This window comes from Butyrivibrio sp. MC2013 (assembly GCF_000424585.1).
In the GTDB taxonomy this organism is placed as follows: Bacteria; Bacillota; Clostridia; order Lachnospirales; family Lachnospiraceae; genus Butyrivibrio.
On sequence record NZ_KE384211.1, the window covers coordinates 332,698 to 346,866 of the forward strand.

At 43.9% G+C, this 14,169-nt stretch carries 10 protein-coding genes and 1 pseudogene; 1 reads left to right on the forward strand and 10 read right to left on the reverse strand.

What is annotated here, in order from left to right; translation table 11 throughout:
- Positions 1-539 (reverse strand): annotated as a pseudogene (locus G636_RS20695) (hypothetical protein); the annotation flags it as partial.
- A gap of 15 nt (positions 540-554) precedes the next feature.
- Entirely contained in the window at positions 555-1,376 is an 822-nt protein-coding gene (locus tag G636_RS19800) for a hypothetical protein (protein WP_026508859.1), read from the reverse strand.
- A 586-nt stretch (positions 1,377-1,962) separates the two neighbouring features.
- On the opposite strand from G636_RS19800, the gene G636_RS0115875 reads away from it, so the two are divergent.
- Positions 1,963-3,066 (forward strand): endonuclease/exonuclease/phosphatase family protein, encoded by a 1,104-nt coding sequence (locus G636_RS0115875; RefSeq protein WP_051227081.1) that lies wholly within the window; start codon positions 1,963-1,965, stop codon positions 3,064-3,066.
- Between the two features lie 149 nt (positions 3,067-3,215).
- Here the strand turns inward: G636_RS0115875 and G636_RS0115880 are convergent, their stop codons facing one another.
- The 8 genes from G636_RS0115880 to G636_RS0115920 form a co-directional block, all read right to left on the reverse strand.
- Complete coding sequence (locus G636_RS0115880; protein WP_026508861.1) at positions 3,216-5,573, reverse strand: MFS transporter; 2,358 nt, start codon at positions 5,571-5,573, stop codon at positions 3,216-3,218.
- Positions 5,570-6,790: a hypothetical protein gene (locus tag G636_RS0115885; RefSeq protein WP_026508862.1), complete on the reverse strand. Its 1,221-nt coding sequence runs from the start codon at positions 6,788-6,790 to the stop codon at positions 5,570-5,572. The genes G636_RS0115880 and G636_RS0115885 overlap by 4 nt, the downstream gene beginning before the upstream one ends.
- Positions 6,787-7,917: an alanine racemase gene (locus G636_RS0115890; RefSeq protein WP_026508863.1), complete on the reverse strand. Its 1,131-nt coding sequence runs from the start codon at positions 7,915-7,917 to the stop codon at positions 6,787-6,789. Before G636_RS0115890 ends, G636_RS0115885 begins: the two co-directional genes overlap by 4 nt.
- A complete protein-coding gene (locus tag G636_RS0115895; protein WP_026508864.1) occupies positions 7,904-9,340 on the reverse strand; it encodes a hypothetical protein in 1,437 nt (478 codons plus the stop codon). The genes G636_RS0115890 and G636_RS0115895 overlap by 14 nt, the downstream gene beginning before the upstream one ends.
- Positions 9,341-11,149 (reverse strand): PP2C family protein-serine/threonine phosphatase, encoded by a 1,809-nt coding sequence (locus G636_RS18990; RefSeq protein ID WP_051227082.1) that lies wholly within the window; start codon positions 11,147-11,149, stop codon positions 9,341-9,343.
- Between the two features lie 97 nt (positions 11,150-11,246).
- Positions 11,247-12,143, reverse strand: coding sequence for a chemotaxis protein (locus tag G636_RS0115905; protein ID WP_026508865.1), 897 nt, complete (start codon positions 12,141-12,143; stop codon positions 11,247-11,249).
- A gap of 143 nt (positions 12,144-12,286) precedes the next feature.
- Complete coding sequence (locus G636_RS0115910; protein WP_155832423.1) at positions 12,287-12,547, reverse strand: hypothetical protein; 261 nt, start codon at positions 12,545-12,547, stop codon at positions 12,287-12,289.
- Positions 12,548-13,132: 585 nt separating this feature from the next.
- On the reverse strand, positions 13,133-14,152 hold the full coding sequence (locus G636_RS0115920; RefSeq protein WP_026508868.1) for a PilZ domain-containing protein: 1,020 nt from the start codon (positions 14,150-14,152) through the stop codon (positions 13,133-13,135).
- Positions 14,153-14,169 lie beyond the last annotated feature (17 nt).

A 14,169-nucleotide genomic window follows, 5' to 3' on the forward strand; every position in this document is an offset into this window, starting at 1 on the left:
GCTGCTATCTCATCAGGAGACAGCTTCTTGTTTGGATCTGCATCCGCTGCCGGAGCAGGCTCAGGTTCGGGCTCTGGTTCGGGCGCAGCTTCAGGCGCAGGAGCCTGATCAGCACCTGCGCTGGCAAAGAGCGCCGCAATTTCTTCCGGCGATAATTTCTTATTGGGATCTGCATCTGCAGCCGGTGTTACCGGTGTGTTGTTATCAGCCACTGCCGTCACATCCTCCGCCGAGTCTACACTTGTATCTTCGCCATTTTCTATTTTTTCCAAAAGAGCCTCTGCCTCTGCGATCTTAGCATCAAGGTCTTCTTCCTCTTCATCCTTGTCATCAAAGAAAGACGGATTTTCTTCTCCCACAGTATATTCAGGTATACCCTGAGAGCTTTTAACAGCAGACATATACTCGCGAGCCTTCATACCGGTTGCCGCATCCAGGATCTCACCGCGGTCCAGTTTACCCAGAATATCACTTATCTCATCCAGTATATTCTCTTCGCTATTAACTTGGCCCTGCCTCTTTGTATCATCTGCTCCCATCCCACCATACCGTTATTAGAGCTCCATAATAAAACTATATGAGTTATCCGACACGGATAACGCTTTATCGGATATTTCTTTGCTAACCTGGAAAAGCCTTTCGTTAATACGAACAAGATATGCCTTATTGTTATAGTAAGCCATCTTCTCGAAAGGAAAGCGGATAACGCCCGGATTATCCAGAGATACGCCAAGTTCCAGGATAAGGAGATCCTTGCCCATGGTAGATGAAATAAAATCCTGGTATCTCTGCCATGCAGTCAGATAGCCATTTTCGTTGTAGGCTGTATCCCTCATGTCAGCTCGTTTCTGGTTAAATACAAGACCGGACTTTGCTATTCTCCTTTGTATTTCGGCTATGGATAGCTCTTTATTTAGAAGAGCATCAATATCTTTCATGATCTCTGATAAGATCTTGGATCCTTCCGAGATGGTGATCTCTCCCTGAGAATCAGTCTTTGCCTGCATTTTGGCCATTGTACCAAAAGGAAAAACACTATACTCTCCGAATAAATTATATACCTGCTCGGAGCTGTCATAGAGGGATGATATCACAAAATAATCTTTGCCTTTTAGTATATCTTTTAGCTTCTCAAGCGCTTCAATCCTGGGATCTTTGCATTTCCTCAGCTTATGGTAGATTAGGGCTGACATCAGCATCTGATCTGCCATTTTCCCAGCTTTAATATATGCAGGACCATATATAGGATCATCTGACATATATTCATCACTTATCCTCCACTCATCACCTATCCCCACCAGGATCTTGCTGCTCTCTTCTATAGCAGACTTAATCCTGACTCTCATATCCTTAGCGGCTATATCATTACCATTCATATACTTATCCTTCCTGAAATATTAGTTCATAACCATACATTCTTGGATAAAACATCCAAGAATGTATGCAAATAGGCCATTTATAAGCAGCTAAAGCCGCTGGCCCAATTGGCTAGCTTCATTTTCTCACGAAACACGCAGTAAATGCGTGTTTCTGAAGGCTCGTCTAATAATACATACATTCTTGGATAAAACATCCAAGAATGTATGCAAATAGGCCATTTGAGAGCGGCTAGGGCCGCTGGGCCTATTTGCTAGCTTCATTTTCTCACGAAACACGCAGTAAATGCGTGTTTCTGAAGGCTCGTCTAATAATACATACATTCTTGGATAAAACATCCAAGAATGTATGCAAATAGGCCATTTGAGAGCGGCTAGGGCCGCTGGGCCTATTTGCTAGCTTCATTTTCTCACGAAACACGCAGTAAATGCGTGTTTCTGAAGGTTCGTCTAATAACATATACTATACCATTAATATCCATTAAGCTTATAAAGCATATTCTCCGATAAAATAATACGACTTTATCTATATTTATAGTAAAATTATATATATGTATTATTAGACAAAATAAGGCAGGTATACAGAGTGAATAAGAATACTAACACACCCTCAAGCTCCAAAGGCAAAAAATCCCCTCTTAAGCTCCCCTGCAAGATCCTTGCAATTATACTGGTTCTTGTATTTGTCTTCTTACTGGTATATACACTGGCCGAATATCGTCCAAAGGATTTTGAAGAGCTGGAAATATCGGGCTCTGCCGCGCCATACCCTGCAGACAAAAATACTCTTAGTGTCCTGTCCTGGAATATAGGATATGGTGGTCTGTCTGCCAATGAGGACTTCTTTTTGGATGGTGGTAAGAATACAGGCCCCGAGAGCAAAGAGGAAGTAGAAAATAATCTTGAGAAGATCGGCGCCTTTATCAAAGAAAGCGCTGCAGATGTATGCTACCTGCAGGAGACTGATAAGAACAGCTCCAGGAGCTTTCATATTGATGAGACTCAAAAGATAAGCGCAGTAGTTGATGGAGCAGAAAGTGTATACTCTCCCAATTACAAGTGCTTCTATGTGCCCGTGCCCCTTCCCCCTATTGGCAAAGTGGATGCGGGACTCTTCACACTGTCCTCCTATCATATAGACAATGCTGAGAGGATCGCTCTTCCCTGCCCCTTCTCATGGCCCCTGCGCACTGTCAATCTTAAGAGATGTATCGAAGTCAACCGTGTTCCCATAGAAGACAGTGATAAAGAATGGGTTCTGGTCAATATCCATCTTGAAGCCTATGACAGCGGCGAAGGCAAGATAGCTCAGACCAAGGTGCTATCAGACTTCCTTAAAGCCGAATACAAAAAGGGTAATTATATCGTAGCAGCAGGCGACTTTAATCAGAGCTTCTCCAATATTGATACATCAGCTTATCCTCTCACAGACGAGAGTCTATGGCTATGCGGTCAGCTGGATGCCGAATCCTTTGGTGAGCATTTCAATCTGGTCATGGACAACAGCACTCCTACCTGCAGGTCTCTGGACAAGCCATATCCAGGCGGTTCACCCTCTGATTTTCAGTATTATATGCTTGACGGCTTTATAGTATCTGACAATCTGCAGATAGATAAATATGAGACCATAGATCTGGACTTTGAAAACAGCGATCACAATCCTGTATATATTGAAGTCACTATCAAATGATATGTTACTAGATGAAGCTTCAGAAACACGCATTTACTGCGTGTTTCGTGAGAACATGTTGCTGGCAAATAGGCCCAGCGGCCCTAGCCGCTCTCAAATGGCCTATTTGCATACATTCTTGGATATTTTATCCAAGAATGTATGTGTTATTAGATGCTGGTTCTTTTGTGTCTGCGGAAAAGGAATACCAATAGGGCAGCCAGCATATACAGCGCTGCCCCTATCATCATAGGGGATAATAAGCCCCTGTCAGGCAGGAGCATCAGCTCTGCTATCACAGGTGATATAGTGATCAGCACATATGAGATCACCACCGAGAAGATAAGAGCTGATGACTCATCCACAGCATTCTTTACCACTCCAAGCTCCATAAACTGATCGGTACACATAGGTGTAGCAAAGCCGTCCAAAAAGCCCAGGATCATACTGGTGATCACTATCATAAGGGCCAGGGGCGGAAGGCGCAGTACAAATATGCTCACTGCAGTCAGCCCAAAGGCAAAGGCTATGCTGATGGGCACTCCAAAAGTTCTTTTGGCTCTGGATACCAGAAATGGCCCGATATATATACCTGCTATCCCATTGGCAATGTAGCAATAGCTGAGCATTACTGAAGAGATGCCGTTTGTCTGACATATTGCAGGTATAAGTGTCACACAGAGCATGACTCCGATATTGAGGGGGATACCTATTACCAGAATATAAAAGAGCATCTCTCCGGACACTATCATTTTGGCTATATCTCCCATCCTTATTGGCCTCTCTTCTTCTAAGGAAGATAGCTCTTTACTCCTCATTGCCCTCCAGGGCAGGAGGAAGAAAGCGGCCAGGAGATAGAATATAAATAGAGCTGCAGAAAAGATAAATGTTATAGCATAGCCTGAATTAGCAGAAAGGATAGCGCCAAGACCTGCGCCGCATGTAGCTCCTGCAAGAAGGCCTGCATTATCCTGGGAAATATTATTGCTTCTGCCTGTCTCAGTCTCATATCCCTTGGTGATCAGATAATTAGATACCTGCTTAAAACCTGCATAAGCTATACCTGCAAGAGCTCTGCAGATCACTATTACCAGCGCTCCGCCCATAACAAAGGCCGTGAGATTGCATATGATCATCATCACAGATGCCAAAAGGAGCATCACTCTTACATTATATTTCTTCACAAAACGGGGAAGACATAGCATTGCTACCATCTGCATGACGCCTTCAAGTGTAAGGGGAAGAGCTGCAGTCATACCTACTGACAAGCCAAATAAGGCTTCACCACTGTCTCTTATGAGCATGGCAGCATAAGGCACACACATATATTCTGCGGTGGAACACAAAAAGCCTGTAAATCGAAGCGCGGTGCCCACCTGCTTTTCAGAAAAGGCCTCTTCTTTGCTCCCCCTGCCACTCATTTTGGCAAGCAGCAGATCCGTGAGATTATTAAGCTCCACCACAAAGATCATGAGTATGATCATGGTAGACAAAAGAATGAGGATAATATTCCTCATCTCTCTGCTCACCGCTCTTGTAGACAGCTCAGCTTCCAGATAGAGCATGCTTTTATCATCTTCATTGATTCCTATCTCATAGGACAAGAGATTGGAGCTCTCATCAGTAGTCCTGACTTCTGCTATATGATCCGATATACGGACAGAGCTCAGCATCCTGAGGGAAGATACCCTTTCTTCTACATAGGATCTCAGGTCGTCTACCTCCCTTAGATCCACGCCCTGATCCTGAACTCTTCGCATGGTATCTTCAAGATTGTGCAGAGACAGCTCCACCGAAGCCTCCATTTTGTCCATATAATCCACCTGAAAACGATAGATGGAAAGGCCCGATAGGATCATGATAGACAGACCCATTATTATGACTGTAGATACCTTTTCAATGGCACGGTCCAGACTCCTTCTGTGACCCGTTTTCCACTTTTCATCACTTATTACCCATACAAACAGCGCCAGGACAAGGCTCTCTGCAAGGAATATGATACCGCCAACGACAGCTATATCTCTTCTGACTCCCAAAAAGCCTTCGTCAAAGGCATAGGTAGAATATAGGCATGCAAAATATCCTATTACATCCTGATCCTGATGAATAGGGGTTAGTATCATCTCAAGGTGACCCTTTTTGATAATGCCGCCTTCAGTAAATTCTTCTTTTCCAAAGCTCTTATCAAATTCTCTGCCGGATATAAAGGAATGAACACTGTCCGATCCGCCATATAGGACTTGTCCGTCTGCCCCAAGGATAAAGGGCTCTGCTTCCCTAATCTGCCTGGTAAAAGACTCAAAGACGTCTTCCATACCATAGTAATTGTAGAAGCTCTTACCAAAACCTATGGCCGTCTCCAGATCAGCTACATTATCCTGCTCAATCCTCTCTATAGCCTGTTCTTCCAGATCCATTGCTGAAGAACGGTAGTTAAGATACCCCATAAATGAGACAAAGGATATGGACAAGGCAGCCATTATTATAAGTATAAGCAGATATATCCAGGTATCTTTTTCTTTTTTCATGGCTTATTCCTTTTCGCTGTAAAGATCCTGTCGCAAACTGACAAAAATTCAAAAGACAAAGGATAATCTATTTCCCTGGCAACATCATAATTTACATATATACTTGGCGCGCTGGTATATACACAGGGAAGGCTCCCTGCATCGCTTCCGTTTAAGATCCTGGCGATCACATCTGCCACGAAATGCCCTACATTTTCCATATCATTGGCAGATATCAGCATCAAAGCTCCCGCTTCCACCACTGACACATCATCCATGAGATACACCGGGATATCCCTGGCATACAAATGGTCCAGGCAGGGCCTTAGGTATTCCATATCATTGATCAGATCCACCGTCAGGAAGAAGGCATCTATATTTTCTGCAGACATTTCCTCAAACTTATCTTCTACCAGCTCATAATAAGCTTCCTTGTCCTGCCTGCTCTCTCTGGGCTGCTCCTCGATATTGTATTTAACGATATCAAAGCCAATCTCTGCAGCAGATGTCTCAATATCGGGCACCCCGGATATAGTCTCATCCCCGTATATGATCACTCCAAGATTATTAAAGGGTTTTATTGAATGATAATATTTCAGCTGTCTAAGGGGGAGAGAGGGTTCAACCTGAGCCCATACATAAGGGCTGCCTGTTCCCTCATTAGCAGAAGCTATGATTCCTGAGCTCACAGGATCCGTAGCAGAATAGTCCACCATAGGGACCTTTAGACCCAGGTTTTTGACAAAGACTCCGGCACTGGTGCCGGTGGTGATAATGAGATCAATATCTTTATTTGCAGCCCTCTTTTTCAGATCGGAAGCGATGCTTTCTTCATCCTCATAGGCAAGGTAGTAGCATGCTCCGGGCGCAAATTCCAGATAAGGCCCAAGATCTGCTTCCTCCAGACTGTGATAGAGTTCCGCCACATACAGTTTGTCTTTTTCTATGCTCTCTGCATCAAAAGGAAGGCTCCCCTCTGTAATCCAGCCCAGCTTCTCAAGACCTGCAAGGATATAATACAGCTGCTTGCTAAAGGGTATATATTCGTCATAGGATACTACGCAAAGCCGCTTTCGCTGAGCGCCCTTTTCCAGGGAAGGTTCTGCAGGATATTCACCCAAAGAAGACATGGGAGCAGCAGCCTCAGCACTTGCAGATGCTATGACAACTGTAAGCAGGATCAGAGCTCCTATGCTCCTTATTATAGCTTTGATATTGGGGCGCCTTCCATTTTTCATTTATACACCTTATCCAATCTTTCTGCGGTATAGCACAACCAGTCAGCGTGCAGCATAGCCATATGATTATTGATGACTACATCTTCTGCCCTGACGCCGCTCTCTCCCAGGAGCACAGCAATGTCTCCTTCTGTCACATCATCGCTCCCTGTAACATCTATGCAGAGATTGTCCATACAGCACTCGTCAGCCTGAGGATATATCCTGCCATGGATCATGATGCGTACATCCCCCCGAGTCAGCAAAATAGGACAATCACAATAGCCTATCATAGCCCTTGCTATCTTCCTCTTACCCAGCCTCTTGTCCACAGGCTGATAAGTCAAAGGGGTTGCTGCATCTATCTTTCTTACATCAAATATCCTGGCGCATACTTTCATGACAGGCTTAAGAAGCCCCTCATCCCCGCAGGGCAGCCCATAGATAGCAGTGCCGGCTCTAACCATATCGTAGGTATATTCAGGAAAAGAAAAGATAAGCGAGGAATTCATTACATGAACAATAAGCCTCTTCCTATGCTCAGGCCTGATGCTCTTTACCAGCTCATCAAAGGCCTCAAGCTCTCTTCTTGTAACCCCCCTGTCCTCGTAATATGCAGAATAGAGATGTCCGTACAAGCCGCATATATCAAGGCCCTCTGCAGCAAAGAGCTCATCCTCGTGTTCTCTGAAATATCCATAGCCAAGCCCCATGCCGGAGTCCCAGATATCCACTCTTATGTGCACTCTGATCCTGATATTCAAGCGGATCCCCAGCTCATTTAACTCGTTAAAATGACGGATATTATAAACAGAAAATACGGCTCTCCGGGATCTGTCTGGGACCTTCCCGAGCATAGCTTCCACTTCGCAAGCTTCTGCCATACCCAATAACAGCACGTCCTTGCCATCATCCTCTGTTTTTCTGAATACACGCAGCATCTCACTGATCTTGCCAACAGCACACATGTCTGAGAGATCATTCTCAGACAGTATTTTTTTGACTCCTATCAGGCCATGTCCATAGGCATTTCCCTTTATCACAGCGCAGAGCTTTGTATGGCTGCCAATCCTTGTCCGAATCAGCTCTATATTATGAGAAAGAGCCTCACTTGATATTTCTACCCATGCATTTTTATTCTCGTCCATAGGTCACCATATTCCCCGGATAAGCCAGGAAAAGCTCTTTTGCTATCTTCCTGTACCAGTCATCTTCCCTCTCATCACGGCTTGTCAGATCAAAGTACATCTCAGAAAGTCCTATCATATGGGCATCCCATAGAGATGTACCTTTTGCCAGCTTCCTGATGATGTCAAAATCAATTGGCCCCGGCCAGATCTCCACAGGTCCCATAGGGGTGGCATGATCTGTCACCTTGTGAAGAGCCATCATAGGCCCGCATATATATCCTGTGCAGTCATAGGCTCTTATGAGCTCTGATTCCTTCTCGCAGCCGGCTTTTTCAAGCAGATCAGCCAGATTCTTTTGCCAGGCCGAAAGGTACGAGGCCTGAAACATTCCGCCCATCCAACTGATCCCTCTTTCAAAGAATAAGAGCAGGGTCTCTGTAAATACTCCCGGCAAAACAGTTCTTTGTTTTATAAGCCTTGTCAGCTTTTCTTTATCTGTTTTGTAAGTGACCTTTTCTTTTCTCCAATCACTGCCTACAAGCATATCGCCTGACAAACTGAGCATGATCTTACGGCCCTTCTCGTCAACTGAGCGAAACATAAGATCCAATATTGTGAGTCCATCTGCCATAGGCGTTGCAGCTGCTATCTCTCTAAGCCTTTTGTCATAAATAAGTCTATATAGAAGAGATGAATCGTCAGATAGCTCTTCTAGAAGGATAGGCTCTATCACTTTCTCCATTTCCAGATAGACAAAGGAGGGGCCGCCGGGGCTTATAAGGCGCTCCATAAGCTTTTTTGCTATAAGGGTCGTCTGATCTGAGAAGCTCTGGGCACTAAATACAGCTTCATCTTCATATATTTCAGCAGCAATCTCATCAATAGCCCTTATATCTCCAAAGCGCTTACGGAGTCTATCTATCATCTCACGGGATATGGGATCAGCATGGGATGCCAGTTGTACACTGTATTTAGCCGGAAAAACAGGTATAAATTCCTTTTTATCCGCTGACGAATAAGCGCATATCCCCCTGGAATAGGTGGAATTTTCCAGCTCTACCTGGCCTGCTCCAAGAACAGGCAGGGGTGAATCAGTGATCCCAAGCTTCTCCATCACCAGAGCAAAAAGAAAGTCCCCCTGGAGAAACTGGGCACAATATAGAGAACCGTGGTGATCCGCTGTACATATCACCTTTTCTTCAAGGCTCTTTTTAAGTCCGGGGATAATATCCCGCCCCAATAAGAATTCTGCCCGGTCTGCTGCGGCATTTATAAGATCAGCAGAATCCCTAAGAGGAGTGAGTCTCCTGTTATGCATCACCTTACGGGCCTGGAGCATGGCAAAATTGTCCAGATCCATGTCTCCATAGACATAGCTGGATCTCACAGTATCATTGCGCTGCCTGCACAGCTCTGCCATACGAAGTACATAATTAGTCATCTATTCACCTTCCCCCAGGTACGTGAAAGCAAGCATGGTAATATCATCAAACTGCGGAGCCTCACCTACAAAGTCGTCAATTTCCTTCTTAATAGCTGGCAGGAGCTCTTTGGGTGCAGCTCCAAGATTCCCGTTAAGAGCTTTTAAGAGCCTCTTTTCGCCAAACAGCTCCATATCCTTGTTGGTGGCCTCAGTCACGCCGTCAGTATATACAAAGAGCATATCTCCCGGATCCATATGGAAGAAAGTCTCTCTGAATGACAAGCCTTCTATAGTAGCTACAGCCGGTGAATGCTTGGTCTTTATCAGTTCAAAAACTCCTCCGGCCTTTTTGAATGCAGGATATTCATGTCCCGCATTGACTTCACGAACATCTCCAGTCTTGAGATCTATCACCACTGCCCATACTGTTACAAATAGCTCTGCATCATTGCCCTCACAGAGCTGGTTATTCACATTAGCCAGTGCTTCTGCAGGAGCTTCGCCCATCTGGAGTCTGTTCTTGATCAGGGTCTTGGCGATGACCATAAAGAGGGATGCAGGTACACCCTTACCTGAAACATCAGCTATCACAAGTGCCAGATGATCCGCGTCCACCAGAAATAGATCATAGAAATCTCCGCCCACTTCTTTTGCGGGATTCATTGTGGCATAAATATCAATATCTTTTCTCTCAGGAAAAGGAGGAAATATCTTGGGAAGCATATCTGCCTGTATCTTGCTGGCTATGCTAAGATCCGCATCGATCCTCTCTTTTTCAGCAGTCACCCGCTGAAGATTGATCATATGGTCTTCCAGCTCTGTGATCATACCTGCAAAGCTTCCTGCCAGACTCCCTATCTCATCAGCATCACCGGCATTTGCTGATATCTCTCCTGCAACAGCCGGGTCTTTTTGCTCGGCATAACTGCGCACGCCTCTCTCAATCCTGATGATACGCTGGAGTATCTGACTATTAAGCAGCAGATAGAGTATGAAGGTAAATATGATCAGTACCAGAGCTGTCACCAGTCCCTGCTTTATCACATTGGAGGATATCTCGGAATTAACATATTCCACACTAATCTCAGAACAAACAAGGCCTAGCTTTTCGCCGTTTATGATCAGTGGAACGCAGTAGGTATAGACATGGCCGTATTCATTATCAAGTGAGTCAAAGCCGTCCTGAATGATGCCGCTGTTCCATGCATCCCACATATATTTATGGATAGCCGGATCCTCATAGACAATGTCGCCCAGGATCAGTATCTCGCTGCCATCTTCTGACGTCTTTGTTCCCAGAGTAGGATCAAACATGTAGTTCATTATGTGATCCTGCTCATTTTCCGGATATATAAAATAAACATAACTCAGGTCAAATTCTTCAACAGCATCAAAGAAGATCTTAAACCAGTATGCAAAGCGGTAATTTACATACAGCCGCCGTCCTTCCTCATCCAGGTCAACATAATCAATATTCTGCCAGATCACCTTGCCCGGATAAGTCTCCTGCATATACTCATTATATTTTTTTTCTAATTTGGGAAGTTCACTGCGAAAATCAAGGGGCACCTGAACTTTTTCAGGATGCTCCTGAAAGTACTGCTTAAGACATATAAACTCATCTTCCTCATTCTGAATAAGCCTTGTAAGATGAGTGGTCAGTTTCCTAAGATCAGCTACGCAGTCCTCATGATATGACCTGGTCTGAGTCAAATAGGTCATTGTGGATGTTACGATTATAGTTCCCAGAGCAAAGGCGACAAAAAGACGCACAAATCTTTTAACGAGACTTTTTTTAGCGGGTAAAACAGGATTATTATCAGACATCTATACTCTCTCCCCGTACTAATGCTTCTATCCCGATCAACATTACTTGATAAAATAAAAAGGGGCTATTTTTGTAGCCCCTTCTCATTATGTTTTATCATTCCAATTCCACAAGCTCATCAATGGTGGAAACCAGATTTCCTATCTCAGGCTTTGATAGCTGTCTGTCAGCACCAAGGGATTCACCCTTTCTCCTCATCTCCTCATTGACAAGAGATGAGAAGATGATAAGCGGGATATTCTTGGTCTTATCATCTGTCTTGATAAGCTTGGTCAGACGGTGCCCATCCATGATAGGCATCTCAACGTCGGTAATGATACACTTAACCTCGTCCAGTTTATCTTTTTCCTTGAGATCGGTAATATAGTCATAGGCAAGCTTGCCATTTTCAAAGTTCTTGACATTAGTATACCCTGCCTTACTAAGAGCATCCACGATAAGCTTGTTCAGAAGCTGTGAATCCTCTGCAAGAACAATAGGGATATCCGGTCTGGAACGCTCTCCGATATCTTTGAGCTGGTCCATATTCAGACCGGTATTGGGATTGATATCAGATACGATCTTCTCAAAATCGAGAATGATGATCAGTCTGTCATCATACTTGATTATACCGGTAGAAATACTTTGTTCAGCTGTTGATATAGTAGCATTAGGCTTAATGATATCGGCCCAGGATACCCTGTGGATACCAATGACCGAATCAACATGAAAAGCTATATCCAGCTTGTTAAAATTGGTTACGATGAAGAGACCGCCGGGCTGGGATGTGCCTCGCTGCAGGCAGTTTCGAAGGTCTATAGCCGTGATCATAGTATCACGAGGCATAAAAATACCTTCAATACTGGGATGAGCATTAGGAACCGGTGTTACATCCTGATAAGTGATTATTTCCTTGATCTTAGCTACATTGATGCCATAGCAATGGTCATCGATCTTGAACTCAAGTACTTCCAGTTCGTTAGTACCATTTTCCAACAGTATTTTACTTTCCATCCTTGTCACCTCATAATGAAATTAACAATGGTCACATATATTATCGGAAAACAATTAATGAACTTAACACTTATTTTGGAAAAATTACGATTTTTCAGTATATATAAGCTTAGATAAAGCCCTGGTCCAATATGATGTGTAGTTCAGGCATTTGAGCCTGTATTATCATCAGCAATGCTAACAGCATAATAAGTATTCTTATAGTTTATGATCTTGACAGCAGATGCAAATTTCTCATCACCTACATAGCATCTGTCCTTTTCAGGGTCGCATACATATCTGATACCATCTGTATCCTCCTTGTTGATCCTCTCAAGCATGGACTCTACAGTATCATCTCCCCTGCACAGATAAAAAGAAAGCATGTATATCTCCTCATTTAAATAGTAATAGTAACTGTTCATCTTGCGCTTCTACAGAAGTTATTTCCCTCGTTCGCAACACTACAAATGGTGTTTTGCTAAATTCTTCATCACAGCCTTCATTTAATACGCCACGCTCGAAATAACTCCGGGCTTTCAGCCCGTTCAGACAACTTTCTCACGGGCGTGTTGAAGGCTGCGATTGAAGAATAAGCAAAAGCGACCATTTGAAGTGAATGTTCACTTCAGAAAATAATCTTCTGTAGCAGCGCTATTATGATCATTGTACAAGCGTGAATAGCTACAGATTATTCTCTATATGCCCCGACAAAACAAAAGCGACGGTCCGGCCGTCGCTTTTGTTTTGTCGGGGATCACCTTTTACGGAATCTTCGTCTGAATGAAGCATGCGCCATTCTTTCTGATTTCCGATGACCTTACAATCCGATCGTTTGTTAGGATGAAGCTTATGCCATCCTTTCATCGTCGATTGTTTTTCCCTCGTTTATTATGAATTCATTTTATCAATTCATAATATAATTGTCAATCACTTTTAGCCACAAAGTTAAATCGTCTGTATATTCAGAATATTCAGTACAATTAAGCTTTTGTTAATGCATTTTTATATCAGAAATGATACCTGCCCTGAGTATCAGTATATCCCTTTTGAGCATCAGTTTTCTGGGAACTTAACAGTTCATCCAGATCCTCCAGCTCCTGTATGTCATCATCAAACTCATCCTCTATATTTACAGGAGTAAATACCGCAGGCTTTCTGTCTGAATAAGCAGGCGTTTTGCCAACGTCCCCGGACTGTATACGAGTCTCTTCATGGCGCTTAGGACTATCATCTCCGCCGCGGCTTGCAGGATTAAGCAGGAAGGACATATCCTTGCGGCTCTTTGCAAGAGCAGGTTTATTGTGGCTATATTCATGATCTGAATCATTGTTGCTGTCATAGATCTCGCCAAATATACCATTCTCCGAAGCTTCACTCATGCCTGCATTCTCATCATAGATATTTCCGGCATTTTTTCTCTTCTCATACACTTCTTTGACATGGGTAATAAAAGACATGACATCAGTACCCATCTGGGTAATATGGCAGCCGCAGGCCTCAAAATCTCCCACTACGAATATCCTGACCACTTCTCCTTGCATAGTGATCCTATGGGGGTTGGGATTGTCTCTGAAGGTAACTTCTACTGTATCACCAAGTTTGTAAGCACCTCTTTGAAGTGCAACAATAGAAAATCCCCTCATGGAAATATCATAGATCAGTACTCTGTCATCATCCTCCATACCTACATGGGCGACGCCCTCTATACCTACGGGATATCTGGCCGCGTGCCTCAGCTCGGACATATCCATGCCCTCAAGGCCTTCCATGTAATAAAAGCGATTATTCCATTTTTGAACGGGACGGATAAGAGCGCAGCGGAAATCATATCGATTATTCCAGCTGTCGGTAATACTGAATCTGAAATGCTCCATCTGATTCAAGGGCACTCCCCTGTACCTGGGCTGGGTCACAATAAGACCTTCACCCAGAGGACCGATGGCATTGCAGACAGCCTGAATGGTCACATTCATGATCTGGATGTAGATAGTAATTTCAGTACCTGTAGAGATATCATTTAGATCCATAGGGCACCCCCATATTA